Raw genomic sequence first — 25,191 nt, forward strand, 5'->3', positions numbered from 1 at the left:
CGCCACGCTCCGGTTTCAAACCGATCCGAACCGATCCGCGCGATAGGGGGACAGATCGATATTCGGCCCCGCCCCGCGCAGCAGGTCCGCCATGATCCTCCCCGTGCGCGGCGCCATCATGAACCCGTAATGCGAATGCCCGAAGGCCCCGTAAAGCCCTGGATGTCCCGGCATCTCTCCGATCACCGGCAGGCTGTCGGGAAAGGACGGGCGCACACCGCTCCATGTGGTGACCGCCGCGCTCCCCAGCCCCGGCACCATTTGCCGCGCCAATCCGGCGATGGTCTCGGCGCGGCGCGGATCGGGCAGGGCATCGAGCCCTCCGAATTCCGCCGTGCCCGCGGCCCGCAGCCCGCCCTCCATGCTGCTGGACACGAATTTGCGATCCGTATCCATCACCGAATTGCGCAAAGTCACGCCCGGATCGGCGAACATCACGTGATAGCCGCGCTCCGCCTCCAGCGGCAGCCTCAGCCCAAGTGGCGCCAGAAGCCGCGCCGACCATGCCCCCGCCGACACCACGACCCGCGCCGCGTGCACCGTTTCGCCCTCGCATTCGATCTGCCAGCCGCCCTCGGCACAGGGGCGCAGCGCGCGCACCTCGCGCTGCAGCACCTCGCCGCCCAAGGCCCGCAGCTTCTCCGCCAGCACCGCCATCAGCCGCCCCGGCGACAGCGCGCGCGCCTGTCCGTGCACCACCACCGCGGCGCGGAACTCCGGCGACAGATCCGGCTCCATCTCGCGCAGCGCGTCCGCCCCGATCACCTCGACCCTTGCCCCGGCCATGCGGCGCAATTCGGCATCAAGCCCTCGGTCACTGGCCAGAGCGGGATCGCGATGGGCCAGCACATAGCAACTGTCGCGCACCAGCCCCTCATGGCCGGTGCCCTCGAGGTGGCGACGGTAAAGATCGACGCACCCCGCCGTCAGCCCGTCCATCGCCGCCGATACCGCCCTCGCGCGCGCCTCGCTGCCATTCAGCACGAAGCGCAGCGCCCAAGGCAGAAAGCGGGGCAGGTGCCTTGCGCGCACCGCCACCGGCCCCAGCGGATCCAGCAGCCATCCCGGCGCCTTCTTCCAGACCCCCGGCATGGATTGCGGCACCACCGAAAAAGGCGAGATCACCCCCGCATTCCCGCTTGAGGCGCCTTGCCCCGGCGCGTCCCGGTCGATCAGCCGGACGGGAATGCCCCGCTCCACCAGTTCGAGCGCGGTGCAGATGCCCACGGCGCCGCCGCCCAGAATGGTGACGCCGGCGTCACTCTCCGGCGACATCTTCTATCGCCTTCTCGGCGCGTTTGCGCAGCACTTGCGGCACCAGAACCAGTGCGATCACTCCGAGCGACAGCAGGTCGCTCGATCCGCTCGGCGCCACCAGAAGCAACCCCCCTACCACCATGAGGAACCGCTCGACCCCGCCCATCCGGTCGATGAAATACCCCGCCACCGCCGTGCCGATGGCAAAAACACCTGCGGCACAGGTCAGCGACACCTGCAGGAAGGACATCAGCGTGAAATATTCCGGCAGCACGATCAGGATCACCGGCGCATAGACAAAGACCATCGGCACCAGCAATTTGCCCAATCCCAGCGTGAAGGCATTCAGTCCCGTGCGGAACGGATTGGCCCCCGCGATCCCTGCCGCCGCATAGGCCGAGGCGCAGACCGGCGGGGTGATCTCGGATATGACGCCGTAATAGAGCACGAACATATGCGTCGCCAGCGGCGGCACGCCAAGCTGGGTCAGCGCCGGGGTCGCGACTGCGACCAGCATGATGTAAAGCGCCGTAGTCGGCAGGCCCGCGCCCATCAGGATGCACGCCATCGCGATCAGCACGAGCGAGATGAATTGCTGCAGCGCACTCAATGAGAACGCCTCGGCGGGGATCCAGCCCACGAAAGGATGCAGCCAGGCGGCCATGTCGGCGGCGCCATTGGTGACCATGAACCCCATTCGGAACCCGACGCCCGTGGTGTTGATGACCCCCACCACGATCCCCACCGCTGCCGAGGCCGCGCCAACCGCCAGCGCATATTGGACACCTACATGAAAGCTGTCCAGCAAGTCCTTGAAATCCTTGCGCTCATTGCGATGAAGCGAGCCGATGATCGTGAGCGCCGCAAGGATGCCTGCAAGCGTTGCGGAAAAGCCCTCGCCACTGGCGGGCGACGCTTTCCAGAAGATGAACGCCAAGAGACCCAAGGGAATAGCCAGCGTCAGGGGCCGGTCAAAGCCACAGAAGCCCACCACGATGCACAACAGCAGCCCCATGAAGGCGGCCATGTTCGGCGAATAGCCTGAAAACAGCACGATCAGCAGCGCAATCAGCGGAATGATCGTGTACCAGCCGTCCTTCCAGACCTGCAGGAACTTGGGCAGCTCCTCCTTGGGATAGGCCTTGAGGCCCAGCCGTTTCGCGGTGAAATGCACGATCGACAACACGCCGATGTAATGCATCAGCGCCGGCACGATCGCTGCGATCACGATGGTGGTATAGGGCACCTCCAGATATTCGGCCATCAGGAAGCTTGCCGCGCCCATGATCGGCGGCGTGATCTGGCCACCTGCGGATGAGGCCGCCTCGACCCCGCCCGCGAAATAGCCCGGATAGCCCATCTTTTTCATGTTGGGGATGGTCAGCGACCCGGTCGAGACGGTGTTGGCGATGGAACTGCCCGAAATCGTGCCGAAAAACGCCGATGAGACGACCGACACCTTGGCTGGTCCCCCGGTATAGCGCCCCGCGAGCATCATCGCGTTATCGACAAAGAACTGTCCCAGCCCCATGCGCTGCGCCACCACGCCGAACAGCACGAAATGGAACACCACGGTCGAGACCACCCAGAGCGTGATGCCGAAAATCCCTTCCGAGGGGAAATACATGTTGTTGACGAACTGGTGCCAGTCCACGCCCGGATGCTGCAGGATCTGCACCGGCATCGACGGGCCGAACAGGGCATAGCACATGAACACCACGATAATCAGCGGCAGAACGAAGCCGATGGTGCGCCGCGCGATCTCCAGCGTGGCGAAAATCAGGATGGTGCCAAGGATCACGTCCGGCGTCGTCGGATTGCCTTGCCTGAGCGCCTGCTCGGGGATGTCGAGGCCGAATATCTCCAGCCCGCGCCAGCTGATCCACAAAAACAGCGCCGCCAGCATGCCCGCCAGCGCGATCGCCCAGTCATAGAGCGGCACATTGCCCGGCTTGAGCAGTCCCGCCCCCTCATAAGACAGGCTGGCCGGGGTCCGCTTGACCGGAAAGTAAATGAAGATGAACAGGAACAGCCCTGCCAGATGGATGCCCATATGCACATGATCCACCGGCGTTCCGAACCCTGCGGTCCAGACATGATAGGCGGCAAACAGGATCGTGGCCCAATAGATCGCAATCTTGAGCGTCGGCCCGTTGTCGCGGGTATTGAGCGCGCTGTCGTATTTCTTTTCCAGCTCTTCAAGCTGCCTTGCATCCAGGGTCGAGGACATGCGATCGCTGGCCATGGGGCGCTTCCTTGGCAATGATGTTGGGGGTAGGCCGAACGCGGCGCAGCGCGCCCGGCCCGAAAATCGGGCCAGCCCCTTGGGGCAGGCCCGTGCATGGTCAGAGCCGGTTCACTGGATCATGCCGGCTTCGCGATAGAAGCGCTCGGCACCCGGATGCAACGGCACGCCGATGCCGTCGACACCGTCAAGCGCGGTTTCCTTCGTGATGACCTTGGCCTTGGGGTGGCCATTGTCCAGCAGCTTGCGGGCGGTATCCGACCACAGCGCCTTGGTGATCTCATAGATCAGCTCTTCGTCCTGATTGGCATTGGTGACAAGGATGCCCGACACCGCCAGCGTGTCCACATCGTAATCCACACCCGGATAGGTGCCGGCGGGAATCTGTGACTTGATGTAGTAAGGCACCGCCTCGTTTCCGGCGGTCAACTCTTCCTCGGACCAGTCATACAGCTCCATGCCCTTGGTGTTGTCGAGCTGGATCATCGCGGCAACCGGCGTGCCCGCAGCATAGAAATAGGCGTCAAGCTGACCATCGGCCAAACGCTCGGCGCTCTGGGTGTTGTTCAGTTCGGCCTCTTCGATATTGTCGCGGGTGATGCCTTGGGTCGCAAGGATCAGCTCGACCGCGATCTGCGTGCCCGAACCGGCCTGTGCGATCCCCACGCGCTTGCCTTCCAGATCCTTGAGGCTTTCCAGCTTGGCGCCTTTGGGCAGCACCAGATGCAGATCTTCGGGGAAAAGATTGGCGATGACCCGCAAATCGGGCTTTGCATTGCCGTCGAACACGCCGGTGCCGTTATAGGCGAAATGCAAGGTGGCGGCGCCGGTCAGGCCCGCTTCCATCTGCCCGGCCTGCACCGCGTTGACATTATGCGCCGAGGCGTTGGTCGATTGCGCGATAGCCACCAGTCCGGGCACGCCGCAATTGCCGCCTTCTTCGCAGGGGCGCGATCCGGGCGGGTTCGAGATGGCGTTGGCGATGATGCCGCCGATGGGGAAATAAGTGCCCCCGGCGCTGCCGGTGCCGATGCGGAAGAATTTCATGTCCTGCGCCACAGCGGGCAGGGCCAGCCCGATACCGGCCACCGTGGCGATGGCGATGTTTCTGAACGTTCTTGTGTGCTTCATTCGTTTTCGTGCTCCCTGTTGGTAGATGAGCCGGTGCCGGTTGTCTCCGGCGCATTCCGGAACAGTGCGGTCCAACCGCCTGTTGCCTTAAGCCTGCCAAGTCCTTTGCATAAACGCAAATTCAAAGTTTATTGAATATCATAAAAAGCCCTTATAGATCTTGCCCATGAACATCGTGCATCTCCTCTCGTTTCGTGAAGTCATGCTGTCCGGCTCGGTGTCTCAGGCGGCGCGCAATCTGGGCCGGACCCAACCCGCGATCAGTTCCGCCATTGCCGCGCTCGAAGCCGAGATGGGGATGCAACTCTTCGAGCGGCGCTCGCGCCGGCTCCATCCCGTGCCCGATGCGCATTACCTTCTGGCCGAGGTGACGGACATCCTCGACAAACTCGACACCGCGCGCCAGAACCTTCGCAACCTCAAGGCGCTGACCCGCGGCGAGCTGCGTATCGTCGCCATGCCGGGGCCATCCGTGTTTCTGGTGCCGCGGCTTGTCAGTCGGCTGACCAGCGCGCACAAGGATATCCGCACGACGATCCTTTCCCGCAGCTCGCCTCAGGTGCATCAGCTGATCTCGACGCAATCCTACGATCTCGGCATCGCTGATCTGGGGGCCAGGATCGGCGGCACCTCTCAGCTCGTCACGCCCTTGCCCACCTCGACATGCTGCCTCTGCGCCGTGCCCGCCGCCGATCCGCTGGCGCGGCTCGATATCATAACCCCTGCCGATCTCGATGGTCGCCCGATGGCCGCGCTGCATCAAAGCCACTCCACCCACCGCGATACGCGTGCCGCCTTCGCCGCCGCCGGGGCCCGGTTCGACCTGCGCTACGAGACGCAGTATTTCATCCCTTTGCTGAATTTCGTCGAACTGGGGCTGGCCTGTTCCGTGGTCGATGTGCTGAGCGCCGAAAGCTACCAAAGCTATCGCGGCGTGCAGCAGCAGGGCATCGTCTTTCGTCCGTTCCGCCCTGAAATCACCGTCGATTTTCATATACTGACACCGGCGCACCGCCCGCCGTCGCATCTGGCCTCGGCCTTCATCGCACTCTGGCAGGACGAGGTCTCGCAGATCAACGCGGCCCTTCGGGGCGGCGCGGGCATGCCGCGCGCTTGACTATCATCAATGCGTCCCGGCGCGCCTTTTCCATGATGCCTCCCAATCGACATGTCCCGGCGGCGCGCCGCAGGGGCGCATCCTGTCGCATCTGTCCAGATGGAGGTCACGACCCGTGTCCAAGAAGAAATCCGATGCAGCCAAACCCGGCACCGTCGAGGTGCAGACAGCGCCCGCCACCTCCGACATCACGGGGCAGGGGATGGGCATCCTGCCCGGTCTGCGCCACGAGATCGACCGCCTGTTCGATGAATTCGACCCTTGGGGCTGGGGCCTCTCGCGCCGTCAGCCGCTTGGTCGGCTGCGCTCGGCCATGGCACCGATGCCCGCAATGGACCTTGTGGAACGCGACGGCGATTTCGAACTGACCGCCGAGCTGCCGGGCATGAGCGCCGACAATGTCGAGGTCAAGGTCAGCGACGGCACCCTGTCGATCCGCGGCGAAAAGACCGAGGAAAGGACAACCGACGAGGACAATTACCACCTCAGCGAGCGCAGCTTCGGCGCCTTCCATCGCCGCTGCAAGCTGCCCCCCGGTGCCGACCCCGACCGGATTGACGCCCGCTTTTCGGATGGCGTGCTGCGCGTGACCATGCCCAAAACGCCCGAAGCCCGCGAGAAGGAACGCAAGATCGCCATCAAGTCAGGCTGACGCGGCAAGATCGGACAGGCCAGATGCCCATATATGACGACCGTGAGGACGCCGCGCGACAGCTTCTGAGCGCCTTGCCGCCACTTGCGGACGAAGATGTGGTCGTTCTGGCCTTGCCGCGTGGCGGCGTGCCGATCGGCGCGGTGATCGCCGAGGCGCTGGATGCGCCGCTCGATCTCATTCTCGTGCGCAAGGTCGGGGCGCCGCGAAACCGGGAACTGGCCATCGGCGCGGTCACCGGGCCGGGCGATGCGGGGCTGGTGGTCAACACCCCCGTGGCCCGGCTTTTCGGGATGACGCGCGCCGATGTGGATGCGCTCGCCACTTCCGAGCGCACTGAACTCGAACGCCGCCGCCGCGCCTATCTGGGCGACAAGGCCCCTGTGCCGGTGACGGGCCGCACCGTGGTTCTGGTCGATGACGGGATCGCCACCGGCACGACCCTGCGCGCGGCCCTCGCATCGCTGCGCCAGATGAAGCCCCGCCGGGTGATCCTTGCGGTCCCGGTTGCCAGCGCGGACGTGCTCGACGCCTTGCAAGCCGAGGTCGACATGCTGATCTGTCCCGAACCGCATTTGCATTTCGGCGCCGTGGGCGGCGCCTACAGACGTTTCGATCAAGTGCCCGATGACGAGGTGATCCGTCTCATGCAGAACGCCGCTCTGCGTCAGCGCAAGGCCGACGAGCGGCAGAACTGACAGCCTTTCTCACCGCTCAAGCGCCCGCGCAAGACCCGGCCACATATCGCGCAGGCGGCGAACAATGCGGTGGCCCCGGTCATGGATCCCGCTCGTCCATGTCACTTTCTTAGTGCGCACGTTCGGGCACTTCATGGCCCGCATTCGGTGCAATCCATCCCGCCACATCGCCGCTTTTCAGGGCCTCGCGTTGCCCACGATCAATGCCGATATCACCAGTCCGCCGCAGTCTGAGCCGTGCCGGACAACGGCTCTCTGATGACGGAGGATGATGGCATGAAAGACACTGATCTTCAGCAGGATATTCTGGACGCGCTCGATTTCGAACCAAGCATCGACGCCGCTGATATCGGCGTTTGCGTGGACGAAGGTGTGGTCACGCTCACCGGGCATGTAACGACCTTTGCCGAACGCGCGACCGCCGAAAAGGTCACGATGCGCGTCAAGGGCGTGCGCGGCATTGTCGTCGATATCGAGGTGCGCCCCATAGGCACGCACCGGACGGCCGATGACGATATCGCCAAGCGGATCCTGCACATATTGGAATGGAATACCTCGGTCCCGGAAAACGTCATTCGGGTCAAGGTGCATAACGGTTGGGTGACGCTCAGCGGGGATGTCCAATGGAACTTCCAGAAACAGGCCGCCGCCCGCGCGATCCGGGGTCTGGCGGGGATGACGGGCCTGACCAACGCGATTTCGATCAGCCCCTCCTTCAGCCCCTCGGACGTGCATGAGCGGATCGAGAACGCGTTGCGCCGCGATGCCGAGCTTGAAGCCTCGGGCATCAGGATCACGGTCGATTCCGGGCATGTGATCCTGTCGGGGCATGTGCGCCACATCAAGGACCGCCAGACCGCCGAGCGCGCGGCATGGTCGGTGCCCGGCGTCAAATCCGTCGAGGATCGGATCTCGGTCTCCTGACCTGCTGCACCCCTGCGCCCGGCAGGCGTATCATGGGCCGGATCTAAGCCCGTGCTTGCCGGGCGGACTTGCATCACGACGCGCCCATGCCCGCTGCAATCGTTCGACAAATTCTCACCAAAAAGTCAAAATTATTGCAAAATGCGATCATCGCTGCTTTGCTCGACACTGGCACATAACAGTCGACGAGGCGCAATTTGTCCGAAAATCAGACCGGCACGACCGTGCTTGTAGTGGAAGACGAGCGTGATGTCCGTGCCTGCCTCCGCACCGGCTTGCAGGATCGTGGCTTTGACGTGCTCGAAGCCGAGTCCCGCGACAGCGCCCTCGACATGATCCGTCGCAACCCCGTGGACCTCGTGACGCTCGATCTGTGTCTGGGGGCCGATGACGGGCTTGAACTGGCGCGCGAGCTGCGCGAGGCGCGCAACGTGCCCATCATCATCGTCACGGCACTCGCCGCGCCTCAGGACAGGGTGCGCGGGCTAGAAAACGGTGCTGACGACTACATCACCAAGCCGTTCCACCTCTCCGAGGTGGTGATGCGCATGACAAAGGTGCTGCGCCGCTACGAGCTCGAGGCTTCCGCCAGCGCCGACAGCGGCCCCGACTTGCCCCATCTGCTGGATTTCGATCATTGCGTGTTCGACACCCGCCGGCGCTTCGTGCGCAAACTCGATGGTCGCCCCATCGACCTCACCGACACCGAACTGCGCCTTCTGGAACTCTTTGTCCGTCATCCCGGACGCGTGCTCAGCCGTGACGAGATATCCCTCGCGCTGCGCGGTCAGGCCTGGTCACCGCTCGACCGGACGATCGATGGTCATGTCGCTCGCCTGCGCCGCAAGATCGACCCGGGCCACGACGAACCGTTGCTGATCCGCTCGGTGCGCGGCGTGGGCTATGTCTTCACCGGCGAGGTCTGTCCCGAGACGGATCCCGACGATCCAGTGCCCGGCGCAATGCCCGCGCAAGATCGCTGATCGCGTGGGGCTTGGGCAGGATCTCCACGGTCTCGCGCGTCTCGTCGACACCCTTGCGCAGGATCTGCGCGCCATCCGCCGTCGTCAGCAGCACCGCCATACCGGGGTAATCGCGCCTCACCCTTTGAACCAGGGACAGCCCGCTGTCCGCACCGGGCATCGCAAAATCCGAAAACACCAGATCCACCGGCTCGCCGCGCGCCAGCACCGCCAGCGCCTCGGTCGCGTCGCGGGCCTCGATTGCCACATACCCGAGGATTTCCAACCGTTTGAGACCCGCCTCGCGGACATCGCGGTTGTCCTCGACCAGCAAGACGACCTCGCCATGACCATGCACCGGCTCGGTGTCTGCGTCCCTGGCTGGCTCCTCGCCTTGCGCCGCGCCTGTGTCGCGCGGCAGATAAAGCGCCACCTGTGTCCCATTGCCAAGGTCGCTGTCGAGCGTCATGAACCCGTCCAGCCGGCTGACAAAGGATGCCGTGCTGGTCAGGCCAAGCCCGGTGCCGCGGCCCTTGGGCTTGGTGGTGAAGAAAGGCTCCATCGCCTGCGCCACCACCTCGTCGGACATGCCGGTGCCGCTGTCGCGCATCTTGATGCAGACGAAATCGCCCTCCCGCGCCTGCGGACCCATGCGCGCCGCGTGCCGTGCATCGAGCGCGACATTCCTCGCCGTGACGCTCAGTGCGCCGCCGTCCTGCATCGCGTCGCGCGCATTCAGCGCGAGGTTCAACAACGCACTGTCCAGATCGCCGGGATCGGCGCGCACCGGCCATAGCCCGTCCTCGGGCGCTATCGTCAAGCTGATCCGATCGCCGATCGCATGGCTCAAAAGCGGCTGCGTCGCGTCCAGATGCGCCCCGATCAGCAGCACGGCGGCCGTATCGCCTCGCGTGCAGGTGAGCGACAAGAGCCGCCGGTTGAACCCTGCATTGACTTCTGCCGCGTTCACCGCCGTGCCGATCATCCGCCGTGCCTCGGGGTCGTCCGTCCGCGCCAGCGCCAGTTCGAGATTTGACAGGATCACCGTCAGCAGATTGTTTGAATCATGCGCGATCCCACTGGCCAGACGCCCCACCGTCTCCAGCCGCTCAGACCGTGACAGGCGTTGCTCCATCCGGCGCGTGTCGCTGATGTCAAGCACCATGCCCCGAATGCGCTTCGCCTTGCGGTGCGCGCCCTTGCCGGCAAAGGTGACCTGCCCGTGAAATTGCAGCCACCGGTCCTCGCCGCCGCCACCCGGCAGGCGCAGCTGGCGCACCAGCCGCCCGGCCGATCCGGGCCTCAGCGCGTCGCGCAACACCGCGCGCAACCCCTTCAGGCTGTCCGGATCAAGGATCGGCTTGAGGTCTTCCAGAGTGTCCGGCCGCGCATCCTCGGGCAGTCCCAGAAGCGCCAGCGCCTCTTTCGACCAATGCCCCGTGCCCGCCGCCAGATCGATGTCGAACATCCCGAACTGTGCCGCCTGCGCTGCCAGCCTCAGGCGCGCTTCGCTTTCGCGCAGCCAGTGTTCGGTCTGCTTGCTGTCGGTGATATCCTGCGTGCAGATCATCACACCGCCCGGCAATCCCGGCCCGTGATACCAGGGCTGAACCTCCCAGCCGAGCCATTGCACCCGGCCATCGGGATGCACGATCCGGTCCTCGGCCCGGGCGACGCTCTCTCCGCTCAGGGCCAGTTCATGCGCATGATGCCAGCGCTCCGGCAAGGCGCCGAACAGCTCGTAATGGCACCGCCCGCGCAAATCCCCGTCCCCCAGACCGTGGCTCTCGGCCCAGCGTCGGCTATAGGCAAGATAGCGCATCTGCCGATCCAGAACCGCCATCGCGACAGGCGCCTCTTCGATGAAATCAAAGGCCTGCGGCCCGCTCTCAAGCCGGGGCAGGTGGCCGCTGGCCGGGGGTTTGCCCCCGTGGCCGGGGTCAGGATTATCATCCATGCTGTCTCACCTTCGCCTTCGGGATCGCGCGGGCCAGCCTTTTTCTCCCAGCCCTTTTCTCATGGTAAGGCCCGGATCGTGCACAATTCTACACATTTCTTTTTTTGAATTCTTCATGATTCGAGCGTTCACTGATTGGCGGCACATTGGGTGAACGTGCCATCTGCAAAACAGGGAGGGTGGAACATACCGGCTGGAAACCGGATTCCTTATGATCACTGGCGTCACATGCGCTCCATCGGATCGTCCGGTCCATAGCCGGGCTTCATCCGCTGGACACATCCGCGCCGATTTTAGTCAGGGGGGTGACATGACCGTTGTATCGCTTCAGAACACCAGTCAATCGATCTGTAATGAGTGCCCCGTTAAAGACATTGCCTTATGCCATTACGCCGATTCAGCCACTCGCTCCGAACTGTGCCGGTTGTTGCACAATGGCAGCTTTTCACGTGGCCAATCCATCATCATGCAAGGGGATACCGCGAAAACCCTCGGGATTGTGACCTCGGGCGTGGTCAAGACCGTCTTCATGACCGAGGACGGGGACACCCAGGTGCTCGGCCTGCTGTTTCCCGGAGATTTCGTGGGCCGGGCTTTTGAGCCCGAAATGCGCTTTTCCTACGAGGCGGCGACCGATGTGACCATGTGCTCGGTCAATCGCCGGTCCTTCGAAAGCCTTCTGTCGCGCTCGCCCACGCTCGAGCATGGCTATCTCGTGACCACGCTGGCGCAGATGGACGCGATGCGCAGTTGGACCTGTCTTCTGCGCGGGCGCACCGCGCGGCAGCGGGTGGCGGCCTATCTGCTCTATCGCTCCGCCACCGAAGACACCGCCGATGCCTATGTCGAAACCATCGGTGACAGGCTGGTGCTCAACCTTCGGCTCAGCCGGATCGACTTGGCCAGCCTGCTGGACATGACGCCGGAAACCTTTTGCCGTTGCCTTCACGCTCTGGCCGATCAGGGGGCGGTGCATGTCTGTGCGCCGCATCTGATCGAGGTTCTGGACAGCGCCCGGCTCGAGGACTTGGCCGGGCCGTCGCTCGAAGGGCTGGTCGAATACCCGCAGCGCGCCGCGGGATGACCGGCCTCTCCCGGTGCGTCGCCGCCAGCGGCGCACCGGACCATCTCCGCCAGCGGCGCACCGGACCATCTCCGCCAGCGGCGCACCGGACCACCTCCACAAATGCGGTCAGCTGGGCCTCAGCCGGGCCAGAGCCTGCGAATATCGGCGGGCAGGGATTGGCGGATATCGGCCACCTCTCCCTCCGAGATACGGACGCTCAGCAGGTGGAACACCTCGGTGATGTCCTCCTCGCCGCGATATTCCGCATCCATCTCCAGCCGTTCGCTCACCCGCGCGACAAACGCCGCCGCCGTGCGTTCCGCCCGGCTTGCGGGTGCCCAGTTTTCATAGAACAGCCCCCGGATCAGCAGGGGCAGTTGCGCCGACATCTGCGCCGCCTCGTTCACGCTCAGCAGATCGCGCAGCGCCGTCAGCGTGGATCGCAACAGCATCAGAACCTGCCGTTTGTCGGCCCAATCCAGCCGCTCGGCCAGATCGTTGATCCATTCATGGGTCAATTGAACCGTGTGGTCGATCACTTCCAAACCCTGCGTGCTCATGAGATGCGTCCTTTTCGTGATGCCCCGGCAGCATCGCATCACCGGTGCGCAGATGCGTTGACAGCCGTCAAACCGCAGACGGCCCGCCGCGCCATTGCGGCTCGTCAATGCCGGCACCTTGCCGCCTTGGCATCCTTGCGCCGGGCAGCCGGATGATGCTCGCGCCGTCCGGTCCATGCTTCGCGGGCCGGTCGTTGCGGGCCGCGGGGCCGCCTGCGCGCCAAGCTCAAGTCAAAGGATCATCGCCCCATGCAAACACCGCTCGAACTCACCTTTCGCCACATGGACCAAGACGACGCCCTGCGCGCTTTGATCGAGACGCGCGTGACCCAGCTCGATGCGCTGTTCGATGGGATCACCAGCTGCCATGTCACCCTGCAACCGGGCCATAACCGGCACCGGCAGGGCAATCTCTACGAGGTGACCATCGAGCTGCGCGTGCCCGGCACCGAACTTGTCGTGCATCCCACCAAGGGCGACGTGCCCGCCCATGAACACCCCCAGGTGGCGATCCGCGATGCCTTCACCGCGATCGAGCGTCAGCTGCGCGCCCACAAGCAGCGGATCTCCGGCGAGGTGAAACAGCATGAGGGCATGTTGCAGGGCCGCATCGCCCAGATCGACCATGCTGCCGATTTCGGCCAGATCGCCACCACCGACAACCGGCTGATCTATTTTCACCGCAACGCGGTGGTGGATGGCGATTTCGACGCGCTCAGCCTGCGCGACCCGGTGGAACTGGTGGTCAACATCCGCGACAGCGCCATCGGCCCGCAAGCCAGCACCGTCCGCCCGATCGGCGCGCAGGAATACGAACCCTGATCCCACGGCACCGGAGCAACACCGGATCAAAGCCGGATCAAAGCCGGGGCAGGGCGCCCCTATTCGCTCCAGTCATGCACATGCACGTCCCGCCCCGAATGCCCCTTGAGAATGCTCACCGCCTTTTCCTTTCGCTCGTCATCCTTGACGCGCACCCACAATAGGATGCCGCCATGGCGGATCTGGTTCTCGTAATACTCCTTGTGATGCCGGCCTGCGCGCCGCGCGAGCAGCGTGCCGATCACCGCCGCAGGCCCGCCACCAATCGCAATCGCCGCGATCGAGGCCGCCAGCGTGCTCACCGGCGTCAGCAAAGCGGCCATCGCGATATAGGAGCCAAGGAAAAAGAACCCGCCCGCGATCGCCCCCTCCAGCTCGCCCATCGCCTCTTCCGAGACGAAATGCGCCCTTGGCGCATGCGGGTCATCCTCAAGATCCTCGGCCCGCCAAAAGGCGCGGCCCAGCTTGGCCTCCAGCGCCTTTTGTGACCCCAAAAGGCTCATGTCATAGCGGCTGAACCCCACCAGATGCAGGTCATAGACCGCCTGTTGCAGATCCTCGAACCTGTCGAACACGCCCACCGCCTCGGGGATGCGGATGACTGTGACATGATCCTCGTCATGATCTTTCGCGGTCGCGCTTGTGGTCTGGGTCATTCATTCGCTCCTGTCTTCGGGAATAATCTTTCTACGCAAATCGTCGATTTCCGTGCCCGCCCGTGCCGCCAGATCCGGCAGGCTCGGCACATCGAGCCCCGGCAGGAAAGTCCCGCCGATCAGACCCTCGGCACACAGCGCCTGCAGCGTCCGGCACACATGCACCGCCGACAGCCCCGCCATCTCGCCCAGCTGCGCCTGTGTCAGCGGCAGGCTCAGATGCCGCACCGGGCTGCTGGCCAGCCCGGCCGCTTCGGCGCGCAGCGCCAGTTCCACCAGCAGATAAGCAATGCGCCTGTCCGCCGCCGCCCAGCCCAGCCTTGGCATCCGCTCCGCCCATCTTGCCCTTGCCGCGTGCTCGCTCGCCTTCAGCCTCTCGGTCAGACCGGGCAGGCGCGCGGCGATGTCATGCGGCTCGGGAATGCAGATCACATGGCTTTGCGTGAGACTTCGCAGATCGCACAGCGCCCGCTCGGCCCCCGCCATCCTCAGCCGCGCCGCATCTCCCGGCATCAGCAGATCCACGATCAGCGTCTTGCCATCCTTCATCGTCTTGGACAGGCCGAGCCACCCGCTTTCCACGCAGATCGCATGACAGGACGGCCCGCCCTCGACCGCGATCTGCGCGCCTGTGGCGAAACTGCGGCGCATCGGGTCGCCGGTCACGGGCTCATCGCCCGTGCCGCTGCGCTGCGTCAAACCGATGGCCGTCATCGGCCCCTCCCTCACGGACTGCCTGTCGCTTCCGTGTCAGTCTTAACCGGCAGCGCCGCCGGGGTGTTGACGCCCGTCAATGTGGTCGCGCCTGTGCCCGGCCACCATGGCGCAACGGGGCGGCTGGCCTGATCCGGTGCAGCCCTCCATCAGCCGATGCAAAAGGAGCCATCCGATGTTCAGACCTGCTTGCGTGACCGCCCTGTGTTCGGTCCTGATCCTGACCGCCTGCGAGGACATGACCCGTGAGGAAACCATGGTTGTCGGCGGTCTGACCGGGGCAGCCCTTGGCGTGGTGACCGCCAAGGCGCTCGATGCCGACGACGACTGGAAGATCATCGGCGGGCTGGCCGGTGCGGCGGCCGGGGTTTTGGTTGCGCGCAACGCGGCGCGCGACGAATGCGCCTATTCGCGCGGCGACGGAACCTATGTGATCCGGCCTTGCCCGTGATCGCGCACAGACTGTGATCGCGCACAGACCGGCGCTTGCTCAGTAATCGCGCTCGAAGAAAATCCCGATCCCGGTATCGCCATCGGTGCCGACACTGCCGCGCACGGTGACGCTGCGGCTCAGATCGAGGTTCAGGTCGACCTTCTGATTGCCGTCACTGTCGGCGGTCACCTCGGAATAGACATTCTCCGAGATATAGGCCCCGGCGGTAAAGGCGGTGGCACCTTCCGCCGTGCTGGTGACATCCAGATTGCTCAGGCCAAGCGCATTGCGCACCCCCCCGAACAGCCCGCCATCCAGCCCGCCGGTCAGCGTGGCCACCGCTGCGGCCAGCTGTGCCGCCTGAAACGGCGAGATGTCGTCTATGCCGCGCCCGAAGATCAGCCGCGAGACCACTTCTTCCTGTGGCAACTCCGGGCTCGAGGCGAAGATGATCTCGGGCGCGCTCGCAAGGCCGCGGATGATGACCTGCACGGTCATGTCCTCCACATCGGTCTCGGCGACGAATTCCAGATAAGGGTCGAAGGCACCGCGCAGATCGATCACACCCGAGGTCAGCGTCAGCCTCTGGCCCAGGATATCAAGCCGCCCGCGTTGCAGCTGGAACGTGCCGCTTGGGACCACGTTGGTTGTCGTGCCCTGTATCCGCAAGCTGCCGCCCAGTTCCGCATCCAGCCCGCGACCGCGCACGAAAATGCGGTTCGGCGCGCTGATGGTGATGTCCAGGTTGCGGCCCGGTCCCGGCGGGCTGTCCTCTTCCGCGATCAGCCCTGCGTTGCGGCGGGTCCGCGTCACATAATCCGGCGGGTTGATATGCCGGATCTGCGGCAAAAGCCCAACATTCGCCGTTGTGCTGGTTGGCACCCGGATTTCTGTCTGCCCCAGCACCAGATCGCCCCTCATCAATGCCGCACCCGCGACCGGCCCGGTCAGGTTGATCGTGCCACTGACTTCGGTGCGGTAGAGATCGGGATCGCTGTGCCCCACCGAGGTCAGTGTCGCGACAACATCCGCAGGGTAGGGCGCGGCAAGCCCGATTGTCCCCGCCGCGCGGATCGTGCCGCCTTCGCGGCCCTGCGCGCTCATGTCCAACGCGGCGCTTGCACCGCTCAGCGTGATCCGTCCCGTCAGATCGTCCAACGCGGCGTTCAGCGTCGGAAAGGACACTTGCCCCCCCGACAGATCGACCCGCCCCGACACCGACGACAGCGCCGGTGCCCCGTCAATGGACAGATCATAGCGTGCCGTTCCCGACACCGATCTCGGCGCGATGAAGGCATTGGCCAGCCCCAGCGGTAGCGTGCCGCTCGCCTTCAGCGCCAGCCTCTGGCCCAGATCGGCGATGCTCCCGGTCAGGTTCGCAGTAGTGCCGCCGGGACCGGTCAGCCCCAGATCGACGCCGATATCGCGCCCCGTCTCGTCGCGCAGGATGATCTGCCCCGCCGCCTCGACCGGGCCGGAAAAGCCCGGTGCCAGCAGCGCCAGATCGTCGAGCCGCCCATTCACGGCGATCGGCGCTCCCGGCTGGCTGCCGCGTGCCGACAGCGACACGCGCCCGCTTTCAACGCTCAGCATGTCCAACACGATCCGCGCGTCCTGCCGCCTGACCTTCAGGGCCGCCGACATGCGTCCCTCGATCAGCCGGTCCAACTCGGCGATGCCGCTGCGCAGATCGCGCCCCTCAAGGCTCAGATCGAAGCGCCCCGTCTCGCCCCTGATCTGCCCCTCGCCATCGGCGCTCAGCTCGATCCTGCCCGCGATAGGCCGGCCCACCAGCCGCGCGAACCGGCTCAGATCGGGCGCAGTCAGCGACACGCGCCCATCCACCGGCAGGCTGGCATCCTCTGGCGATATGCGCCCCGTGGCCTGAAACGCCGCCCCCGCCACCGATCCGCGCAGATCCTCCAGCACCAGTGCGCCGCCGCTGGTCCATCCCAGACCGCCCTCGATCCGCGCCGGGCCCTCAAGCCGCGGCTCCACAAGACCCACCTCGCTCAGCGCCACCGCCAGATCAAGCGCCCCCGATTGCGCATCGAGCCGGCCCGACAGATCCGCCTCCAGCGCCGAATTCCAGATCTGCAGCCGGTCCAGAACCGTGCCCGTCTCGTTGCGCCGCGCCGTCGCGCGCAGCCGCGTTTGCGGCGCCAGCACCGGGTCAAGCCGCGCCACGTCAAGCGCCAGCCCTTCGGTCTCGGCCTCCAGCGCCAGATCGAACGCTCCGCCCAGAAGCGTGCCTTGCCCCTGAACCGTCGTGTCGATCCGCCCCGCCAGATCGCGCCCCGCAAGCCCCGCGAACCGGCCCAGATCCGCCGCCCTCAGCGTCGCGCGCCCGCGCAGCGGAAAACCCTCGCCAAGCCCGTCAAGCTCGCCCACCGCGCGCAGCTCGGCATTGCCGCTGCTCACATCGAGCCGTGTGATCTCCAGCGCGGCACCCTCCTGCCAGCGCATCTCGAGCCGCCCTTCGGGTGTCGCGCCCACCGCCTCGCTGAGTGCGGCATCGCTCTGGTCCACAAAGCCGCGCAGCCCGAAATCCAGCTCCGCCACAAGACGGCGCACCTCTCCGCGCAGGATCTGCCCGCGCCCGTCAAGCCGCGCTTGGCCGATCCGCAGCCCCTCGCGTTGCAGCTCATCCACCACCGCGCGCGCCTGCCAGCCCTGACCCTCGGCGGCATCATAGCGCGCGCTCAGATCGGCCCGCCGCAGCCGCGTCGGCGGGCCTGCCACCGGCAACCGCAGCAGCGCGCCGCCCGCATCCAGACCCCCGTCCAGCGTCACCCGCACCGGCCAGCCCGCGGCGTCAAGCTCCAGCGCACCCTTCAGCTGCAGCCGCTCGGTCGCAAGCGTCACATCCTCGATCACCGTGCCGCCCTCGGGCCGGGTCTGTCCGATCAGCCGAAGTTGCGACCTGTCCCCGAAAAACCCCTGCAGTTCGGGCGTGAAGAAGGGCCGTACATCCCCGCCAAGCCGCGCCTCGAACCGCCGCGCGCCGGTTTCGGGATCGCCCTGCAGGCGCAGCGTGCCGGTCAGCCGTGGCACCTCGTTGCGCGAAAGAGTCAGCCGTGCCTCGTAATCGTCCAGCGGCGCCTCGCCCGCAAGCGTCAGCCCAAGCGCGGGCCGACCGGGCAGGTTCATAAGCCCCGCCACGATGCCTCCGGGGCCTTCAGTTACATCAAGATCAACCGCCAAGATACGGGTTTCATTTGAATAACCGGCATTCAGGCTCAAGCCCCCATCACCGTCCAGCCGCGTGACCTCCAGATCGGCGGCCCCGGCACCGGCGTCCAGCGATACCGCGCCCTGCATCGACAGCGCCACCGCCTCGCCCAGAACCGGGGCGCCCAGTTCCACCCGCTCGATGCTGATCTGCCCGATAGTCACCGCCACCGGCAATTCCGGCAGCGCAAAGGGCCGGGCCACGGCATCTTCCGGCTCCAGCCCGCCCTCGGGCACCGGCTGGCGTGGCATGATGATCTCGGCCGCCGTCAGCCGGTTCACCTCCAGCCGCCCGCGCAGCAGCGCGCTGCGCGTCCAGTCGAGCGTCACATCCCGCAGGGTCAGCCAGACGCCCTCGCCATCGGCGATGGTCAGTTCGTCAAGACTGGCCTGCGACGACAGCGCGCCGCGAAATCCCGTGATCCGCACGTCGCGGCTCACATCCGACAGGTTGTCCTCGATGAAGCCCTGCAACAGACCGCGCTCCCGGTCGTCCTCTTGGGCAAAGGCACCGGGGGCCGCGACGACCGCCCAGAGGATCAGCGCCAATATGGTCCAGAAACTGCGCATCAAAAGGCCTGCCCGATCCCGATATAAACCTCGACCCCGCCACTGTCCTTGTTGTCCAGCGCCGTTGCCACATCCAGCCGGATCGGCCCGATCCCCGTGTCATAACGAAGGCCAAGCCCCGCGCCGCTATGCCAATCGCCATTCTCGGTGCCCCAGCTGTCCGCGCCGACAAAGCCCAGATCGTAAAACCCCACCAGCGACACGCCATAGCGCATCTCGGCGCGCAGCTCTCCCGACAGCGCCAGAAACGAGCGCCCGCCGATGCTGCGCCCGGCCCCCAGATCGACCGACAGCGATTGATAGGGCTGGCCGCGGACCGTTCCGGCCCCGCCCGAATAGAACAGCATCCCCGGCGGTACCTCGGTCGCCGCCGCGCCCGAAACCGAGCCGATCTGCGCGCGCCCCGCCAGAACGAAGCGGTCATTCTCGCCAAAGCCCAGAAAGCCCCGCGCATCGGCGTAAAGCCTTGTGCCGCTCGCGCTGCCGTTCACCCCCGCAAAGGGCGTGGCCTGCACATCCACAAAAGCGCCATCCTTGGCGTTCAGCGGATCGTCCCTTGTGTCCCATGTCGCGCGCAGCGGGAACAGCACATGTTCAAGTGTGCGCGATCCCAGATCGTCATCCACCTCCGAATAGCGATAGGCGATCCCGGCTTCGCCGCTCAGCTCGTCGGAAAAGCGATGCGTCAGACCGGCGCCGATCTCGGCGCTGCGCTCGCGGTAATCCGGCTCATCTTCCTCGGCCAGCGCAAAGCTCAGAAACAGGCCCGTATCGCGCGTGAATGTCGCGGGCCGGTCCAGCCGCGCCGACAGGCTGTAATCCATCCCGCCTGAGTCGCCGCCGATACCGCCCAGTTCGGCATCCACCCGAAAGCGCTCGGCCCCGCCGAACAGGTTGCGATGTAACCAGAACCCCGACAGCGTGATCCCCTCCAGCGAGGATAGCTCGGCGCCAAACCCGATGCGCCGGGGGCGTTCATCGGCGACCTGCGCCTCGATATCGAGCGTGTTGCCCGGTCCGATCTCCTCGGCCTCCTGCAGCGCCACCGAGCGGAACGCGCCTGTCCGGCGCAGCCGGTCGGCGGCCTCGCTGACCTCGTCCGGCGTATAGACCTCTCCCGTCGGCAGGCCCGCGATTTCACGGATGCGATCGGGGCGCACGCGGCCTGTCTCGGTCACCAGCAGATCCCCGAAGCGCAGCCTTGGTCCGGGGCGCAGCCGGATATGGGCGGCCAGCATGGCGATATCGTGATTGGCATAGATGGTCTGGCTTTCCAGATCGGCCTTGGCATGGCCCGCCGCGCGCCAGCCATTGATCCCGGCGGTGGTCGCCGCCTCGATCATCCCGACCTCGGCGGTCTTTCCCGCCGCAAAACCCTCGGGCAGGGCGGTGCCCGGCGCCAGCGGCGTGACCGAGGCTTGCGAAAAGGTGAATTTCGGACCGGCAAGCACCGTGATCGTGATGCGCTCGATCCGGTCGATCCGGCTCAGCGGGTCGATCTCGGCGGCCTCGCGACCATCCACGCTGATCCGCACGTCGCCGCCATAAAGCCCCGCGCCATACAGAACGCCGACCATCCGCGCATAATCCGCGCGCGCGGCGGCCACAAGATCCTGTGGGGTAGGGGCCTCGTCACGCCGCGCCGCCGCCAGAACAAGCGACGCCGCCGTCAGTTGCTCGGTCAGCTTTTCCGGTGCGCCCGGCGCTTGCAATGTCAATTCCGTGGCCCGAACCGCCTGCGCCGACAGCATGAGCGCCACCAGCATCGGCACAAATCGCCGGGCCCTTATAAATGATTCGAACAAAAGTCAGCTCCGTTACCACGTCGCAGTCTACCTGAACTTCACCGCGCTGCGAGCCGATAGCCGGGGCAGGGGCTGAAATGCGCTCAGATCGCTTTGCCGGACTTGGCCAGCTCGGACTCCAGCGCCTTTTCAACCGCGCCGCGCGGCTTGGTGAACCGTGCCAGCAGGTCATACAGCACCGGCGTCACCAGCAGCATCATCGCCGTGGCAAAAAGCAGCCCTGCGATGATGACCGTGCCGATGGCGTTACGGCTTTCCGCGCCCGCACCCGTCGCCAGAACCAGCGGCAGCGCGCCCAGCACCGTCGACACGACCGTCATCACGATTGGCCTGAGCCGCAGCACCGAGGCCTGCAGCACCGCCTCGCGGACATCCTTGCCCTCGTCGCGCAGCTGGTTGGCGAATTCCACGATCAGGATGCCGTTCTTGGCCACCAGCCCGATCAGCAGGATGATCCCGATCTGACTGTAGACATTGATGGACAGTCCCGTGAGCGCCATCGCATAGATCGCCCCAGCCACGCCGGCTGGCACGGTCAGCATGATCGTCACCGGATGCACGAAGCTTTCGAATTGCGCCGCCAGCACCAGGAACACGATCAGGATCGACAGCGCAAAGACCAGACCCACACCCGCCGAGGTGTCCTTGAACGTGCGCGATTGCCCCTGATAACCCAGCGCCGCCTCCGCAGGCAGAATCTCGGCCGCCGCCTCCTCGATCCGGGTCAGCACCGTACCAAGATCGGCCCCCGGCGCCAACGCGCCCGACAGCTGGATCGACGGCAGCCGGTCGAACCGGCGCAGCGACGGCGCCGCCGCATTCTCGGTCACCGTCACCAGCGCGCCCAGCGGCACCAGCGTCTCGCCATCGCCCGAGCGCACGAAGATGTTGTTGATATCCGACGGCGTGCGCCGGTCCTCTTCCTCGGCCTGCGCGATCACTGGATATTCGCGCCCTCGGCTCACAAAGGTGGTCACCTCGCGCGAGGCGAGCATCGTCTGCAGCGTATTGGCCACCGTCTCGACCGAGATGCCAAGGTCATCGGCGCGTTCGCGGTCGATGGTTACATCGAGCTGCGGCAGGTTTTCCTCGAAATTGATCTCCGGGTTCACCAGCCCCTCGATCTCTTCCGCACGGCTCAAAAGCGCCTGTGCCCATTCCTTCACATCGCCGAATTCCGGCCCGCCGATCACCACCTGCACCGGGGTCGAATTGCCCCGCAGGCCCAAGCCCGCTGGCGTCACCGGAAAGCCGCGTGCGACGGTCACCTGGGCCATCTGCGGGATCAGCCGTGTCACCACATCCGAGACCGGCACGCTCCGCTCGTCCCAGGGCGCCAGCCGGAACACCACGAAACTGCGCCATGCCCGGTTGCCCCAGCCGGTGAAGGTGAACACCGTCTCGACGATGCCCTCCTCGCGCAGCGGTGCAAGGATCTCCTCGACCTGCCGTGCGGCCTGATCGGTATAGGCCAGCGTGCTGCCCTGCGGCGCGGTCAGCGGCACGAAACCCACGCCCCGGTCCTCGCGCGGCGCAAGCTCGCGCGGCAGCCCGTCATAGAACAGGTAGGAGCCCGCCGTCGCCCCGAAGGCCAGCACCAGCACCACCAGCGGCATTCGCAGCGCCCGGCTCAGGATCGCGCTATAGCCCTTCTGCATCCAGCCGCGCGCGGCGTATTCATCGCTCACCGGCGCTCCCTTGCCGGCCTTGAGCACCTTCGAGGCCAGCGCCGGACAGGCGGTCAGCGCCACGAAGGTCGAGATCGCGACCGTCCCCGCCATCACCCAGCCGAATTCCACGAACAGCTTGCCCACCTGTCCCGGCATGAACGACAGCGGCACGAACACCGCGATCAGCGTGACCGACGTGGCCAGCACCGCGAAGGTCACCTGCCGCGCGCCCTTCATGCTCGCCACCAGCGGGGTTTCTCCATTCTCGATCCGGCGCTGGATGTTCTCCAGCACCACGATCGCGTCATCCACCACCAGACCGATCGCCAGCAGCAGCGCCAGCAAGGTCAGCGTGTTGATCGAAAACCCCCACATCCCGATCAGGATGAAACAGCCCAGCAGCGACACCGGAATGGTGATCGCCGGAATCAACGTGGCGCGGATGCTGCGCAGGAACAGCAGGATCACCAGCACCACCAGCGCCAATGAGATCGACAGCGCCACCACCACCTCGCGAATCGAGGCGCCGACGAACAGCGCGTCATCCGATCCGATGATGATCTCCATGCCCTCGGGCAGGGTCGGGGTCAGCCGCGCCACCTCGGCCCGCACCGCGTTCGAGATCTGCAGCGTGTTCGACTGGCTCTGGCGTTGGATCGCCATGCCCACCGCATCGCGCCCGTCGCTGCGCGCGATGGTGGTGTCGCTGGCCACCCCCGGCTCCACGCGCGCCACGTCGCGCAGCCGCACGGGGTAGCCCGCCACCCGGTCCAGCACCACGTCGCGGAAATCCTCCACGCTGGCCAATCGGCTGTTCAACCGCACCGAAAGCTGCCGGTCGATCGAGGTGACCTCTCCGGCGGGCAATTCCACGTTGTTGCGCCTGAGCGCGCTTTCCACATCCGCAATCGTCAGCTTGCGCGCCGCCAAGGCCCGCCGGTCCAGCCAGATGCGCACCGCAAAGGCCCGGTCGCCATAGACCCGCACATTGGCCACCCCGTCCAGCGTCGCCAGACGGTCCACGATGAACCGGTCCATGTAATCTGTGATCTCGGCGGTGGTCATCCGGTCCGAGGTGACGGCCAGCCGCATCACCGGATCGGCATCCGCATCGGCCTTTTCGACCTGTGGCTGGTCGGCATCTTCGGGCAGGGTGTCCAGAATCCGGCCCACCGCGTCGCGCACGTCATTGGCCGCGATGTCGATATCGCGCCCCGGATCGAACTCGATGGTGACCTGCGACCGGCCCTGCCGGCTTTCCGAACTGATCGTCCGGATGCCCGCGATCGACGCGACAGCGCCCTCGATCGTCTCGGTGATATCGGTGTCGATCACCTCGGGCGCCGCCCCGCGATAGGTGGTGGTGATGCTCACCACCGCATTGTCCACATCGGGCAATTCGCGCACCGGCACATCCCGCAGGGCGCTGACCCCGAACACGATCAGCAAAAGACTCGCCACCGCAGCCAGAACCGGGCGGCGGACGGAAATATCCGACAGCGTCATGTCTTGTCGCCTTCCGGCTTGGCGGAAGTGCCGCGCAGCTCGCTGCTGGTCTTGTCCTCGCCATCCGTGCCTGTCTCGCCCAGCACCTGTACCGCCGCGCCGTCGCGCAAGCGTTGCAGCCCGCGCACGATCACGGTCTGGCCTTCCTCGATGCCGTTGCGCACGGCAACCATGCCGTCGCGCCGCTGCCCGGTCTCGACCACAACGCGCCGCGCGGTGTTGTCCTCGACGACGAACACATAGGTTTCCGCCGCCTGAAAGATCAGCGCCTCCTCGGGGATGACCACGAAGTCGGATTGCGACAGCAGCAGCTCCAGCGACATGAACATACCCGCGGGCAGGGTGCCTTCGGGGTTGGGCAGAATGGCGCGGGTGCGGAACGACCGGCTGACCGGGTCGATCCTGTTATCCACCGCGTCGATCTCGCCCTCGAAGACCTGACCGGGAAAAGCCGCGCTGGTCGCGAGGGCCTTCTGACCCTTTGTCACCTGTGCGAACAGGGTTTCCGGCAGCGCGAATTCCACTTCGATCTGGCTCAGATCGTCCAGCCGCGTGATGATCGTCTGCTGATCGACGCGCGCGCCCGCATCCACACTGGACAGCCCCAGAACACCGTCGAACGGTGCGGTGATGGTGCGCTCTTCCAATCTGCGCGCCGTGCGGTCCAACTGCGCCAGCGCCTCGGCCAGCCGCGCCTGCGCCTCTTCCACCGTTGCCTCGGCTACGGCATTGGTGCGGCGCAACGACGTGGCGCGCTCCACCGCCTGCCGCCGCTCGATCAGCCGCGCCTCGGCCTCGGCCAGATCGGCGCGGGCTATCTCGTCATCCAGCCGCACCAGAACGTCGCCTTTCCTGACCTGTTCGCCCGGTGTGATGTTCAACTCCACGATCCGTCCGTCGGCTTCGGGCACGATCTCGACCGATTGCAAGGCGCGGGTGGTGCCCACGGCCTCTACCGTGGTCGACAGGGTCCGCGTCTCGGCCTGCTTCACCTCGACCGGCGAGGGGCGGCTGCTGCGCGAGCGGTCCGGTGCGGCGGCACTCTCGCCGCCCGAGGCGGCGATATAGCTATGGTAGCCCTCATAGCCGCCATAGCCGCCCGCCACGAGAAGGCACAGGATGAACAACTGTTTCCAGATTGACAAAGGAGCAGTCCCTTTCAAACGAGCATGGGCCACCGTCAGCCGCTCTGAGGTTGCATCGAATCTATATTGG

General features: G+C 65.7%; 19 protein-coding genes. 8 read left to right on the forward strand and 11 right to left on the reverse strand.

Annotation, left to right across the window (positions count from 1 at the left end):
- Window positions 1–15 precede the first annotated feature (15 nt).
- The 3 genes from RAZWK3B_RS13190 to RAZWK3B_RS13200 all read right to left on the reverse strand — a co-directional run bounded on the left by RAZWK3B_RS13190 (window position 16) and on the right by RAZWK3B_RS13200 (window position 4,633).
- A complete protein-coding gene (locus RAZWK3B_RS13190; RefSeq protein WP_007815917.1) occupies window positions 16–1,275 on the reverse strand; it encodes an NAD(P)/FAD-dependent oxidoreductase in 1,260 nt (419 codons plus the stop codon).
- Window positions 1,259–3,502, reverse strand: coding sequence for a TRAP transporter permease (locus RAZWK3B_RS13195; RefSeq protein WP_007815919.1), 2,244 nt, complete (start codon window positions 3,500–3,502; stop codon window positions 1,259–1,261). Before RAZWK3B_RS13195 ends, RAZWK3B_RS13190 begins: the two co-directional genes overlap by 17 nt.
- A gap of 111 nt (window positions 3,503–3,613) precedes the next feature.
- Entirely contained in the window at window positions 3,614–4,633 is a 1,020-nt protein-coding gene (locus tag RAZWK3B_RS13200; protein WP_007815920.1) for a TAXI family TRAP transporter solute-binding subunit, read from the reverse strand.
- 166 nt (window positions 4,634–4,799) lie between these two features.
- On the opposite strand from RAZWK3B_RS13200, the gene RAZWK3B_RS13205 reads away from it, so the two are divergent.
- The 5 genes from RAZWK3B_RS13205 (at window position 4,800) to RAZWK3B_RS13225 (ending at window position 9,007) form a co-directional block, all read left to right on the forward strand.
- Window positions 4,800–5,750: a LysR family transcriptional regulator gene (locus RAZWK3B_RS13205; RefSeq protein WP_007815922.1), complete on the forward strand. Its 951-nt coding sequence runs from the start codon at window positions 4,800–4,802 to the stop codon at window positions 5,748–5,750.
- A 115-nt stretch (window positions 5,751–5,865) separates the two neighbouring features.
- On the forward strand, window positions 5,866–6,402 hold the full coding sequence (locus RAZWK3B_RS13210) for an Hsp20/alpha crystallin family protein (RefSeq protein ID WP_007815924.1): 537 nt from the start codon (window positions 5,866–5,868) through the stop codon (window positions 6,400–6,402).
- 23 nt (window positions 6,403–6,425) lie between these two features.
- Window positions 6,426–7,100: a phosphoribosyltransferase gene (locus tag RAZWK3B_RS13215; protein WP_007815926.1), complete on the forward strand. Its 675-nt coding sequence runs from the start codon at window positions 6,426–6,428 to the stop codon at window positions 7,098–7,100.
- Between the two features lie 276 nt (window positions 7,101–7,376).
- Window positions 7,377–8,024 (forward strand): BON domain-containing protein, encoded by a 648-nt coding sequence (locus tag RAZWK3B_RS13220; protein WP_037295849.1) that lies wholly within the window; start codon window positions 7,377–7,379, stop codon window positions 8,022–8,024.
- Window positions 8,025–8,221: 197 nt separating this feature from the next.
- Window positions 8,222–9,007, forward strand: a complete 786-nt coding sequence (locus RAZWK3B_RS13225; RefSeq protein WP_050774242.1) for a response regulator transcription factor — start codon at window positions 8,222–8,224, stop codon at window positions 9,005–9,007.
- On the opposite strand, the gene RAZWK3B_RS20280 is transcribed toward RAZWK3B_RS13225, so the two are convergent.
- Window positions 8,934–10,943 carry a hybrid sensor histidine kinase/response regulator gene (locus RAZWK3B_RS20280; protein ID WP_007815935.1) on the reverse strand — a complete coding sequence of 670 codons (2,010 nt, stop codon included), beginning with the start codon at window positions 10,941–10,943 and terminating at the stop codon, window positions 8,934–8,936. The genes RAZWK3B_RS13225 and RAZWK3B_RS20280 overlap by 74 nt on opposite strands.
- 310 nt (window positions 10,944–11,253) lie before the next feature.
- Here RAZWK3B_RS20280 and RAZWK3B_RS20285 point away from each other — a divergent pair, with 310 nt between their 5' ends.
- A complete protein-coding gene (locus RAZWK3B_RS20285; protein WP_286131806.1) occupies window positions 11,254–12,027 on the forward strand; it encodes a Crp/Fnr family transcriptional regulator in 774 nt (257 codons plus the stop codon).
- Window positions 12,028–12,146: 119 nt separating this feature from the next.
- On the opposite strand, the gene RAZWK3B_RS13240 is transcribed toward RAZWK3B_RS20285, so the two are convergent.
- Window positions 12,147–12,569 (reverse strand): DUF2267 domain-containing protein, encoded by a 423-nt coding sequence (locus RAZWK3B_RS13240; RefSeq protein WP_007815939.1) that lies wholly within the window; start codon window positions 12,567–12,569, stop codon window positions 12,147–12,149.
- Window positions 12,570–12,818: 249 nt separating this feature from the next.
- Here RAZWK3B_RS13240 and RAZWK3B_RS13245 point away from each other — a divergent pair, with 249 nt between their 5' ends.
- Window positions 12,819–13,391: an HPF/RaiA family ribosome-associated protein gene (locus tag RAZWK3B_RS13245; protein WP_007815941.1), complete on the forward strand. Its 573-nt coding sequence runs from the start codon at window positions 12,819–12,821 to the stop codon at window positions 13,389–13,391.
- Window positions 13,392–13,450: 59 nt separating this feature from the next.
- Here the strand turns inward: RAZWK3B_RS13245 and RAZWK3B_RS13250 are convergent, their stop codons facing one another.
- The gene (locus tag RAZWK3B_RS13250; protein WP_007815942.1) at window positions 13,451–14,047 is read right to left on the reverse strand and encodes a hypothetical protein; all 597 of its coding nucleotides are present in this window, start codon (window positions 14,045–14,047) and stop codon (window positions 13,451–13,453) included.
- Window positions 14,048–14,761, reverse strand: coding sequence for a Crp/Fnr family transcriptional regulator (locus tag RAZWK3B_RS20290; protein ID WP_007815944.1), 714 nt, complete (start codon window positions 14,759–14,761; stop codon window positions 14,048–14,050).
- A gap of 175 nt (window positions 14,762–14,936) precedes the next feature.
- Here RAZWK3B_RS20290 and RAZWK3B_RS13260 point away from each other — a divergent pair, with 175 nt between their 5' ends.
- Window positions 14,937–15,212: a YMGG-like glycine zipper-containing protein gene (locus tag RAZWK3B_RS13260; RefSeq protein ID WP_007815946.1), complete on the forward strand. Its 276-nt coding sequence runs from the start codon at window positions 14,937–14,939 to the stop codon at window positions 15,210–15,212.
- A 39-nt stretch (window positions 15,213–15,251) separates the two neighbouring features.
- Here the strand turns inward: RAZWK3B_RS13260 and RAZWK3B_RS13265 are convergent, their stop codons facing one another.
- The 4 genes from RAZWK3B_RS13265 to RAZWK3B_RS13280 all read right to left on the reverse strand — a co-directional run bounded on the left by RAZWK3B_RS13265 (window position 15,252) and on the right by RAZWK3B_RS13280 (window position 25,121).
- A complete protein-coding gene (locus RAZWK3B_RS13265; protein WP_007815947.1) occupies window positions 15,252–18,995 on the reverse strand; it encodes a translocation/assembly module TamB domain-containing protein in 3,744 nt (1,247 codons plus the stop codon).
- Window positions 18,995–20,761 carry an autotransporter assembly complex protein TamA gene (locus RAZWK3B_RS13270; protein WP_007815948.1) on the reverse strand — a complete coding sequence of 589 codons (1,767 nt, stop codon included), beginning with the start codon at window positions 20,759–20,761 and terminating at the stop codon, window positions 18,995–18,997. Before RAZWK3B_RS13270 ends, RAZWK3B_RS13265 begins: the two co-directional genes overlap by 1 nt.
- Before the next feature lie 122 nt (window positions 20,762–20,883).
- Entirely contained in the window at window positions 20,884–23,976 is a 3,093-nt protein-coding gene (locus RAZWK3B_RS13275) for an efflux RND transporter permease subunit (protein WP_007815949.1), read from the reverse strand.
- On the reverse strand, window positions 23,973–25,121 hold the full coding sequence (locus RAZWK3B_RS13280; RefSeq protein ID WP_157132256.1) for an efflux RND transporter periplasmic adaptor subunit: 1,149 nt from the start codon (window positions 25,119–25,121) through the stop codon (window positions 23,973–23,975). Before RAZWK3B_RS13280 ends, RAZWK3B_RS13275 begins: the two co-directional genes overlap by 4 nt.
- Window positions 25,122–25,191 lie beyond the last annotated feature (70 nt).

Origin of the sequence: Roseobacter sp. AzwK-3b (assembly GCF_000170875.1) — a bacterium.
Taxonomy (GTDB): Bacteria; Pseudomonadota; Alphaproteobacteria; order Rhodobacterales; family Rhodobacteraceae; genus Roseovarius; species Roseovarius litoreus.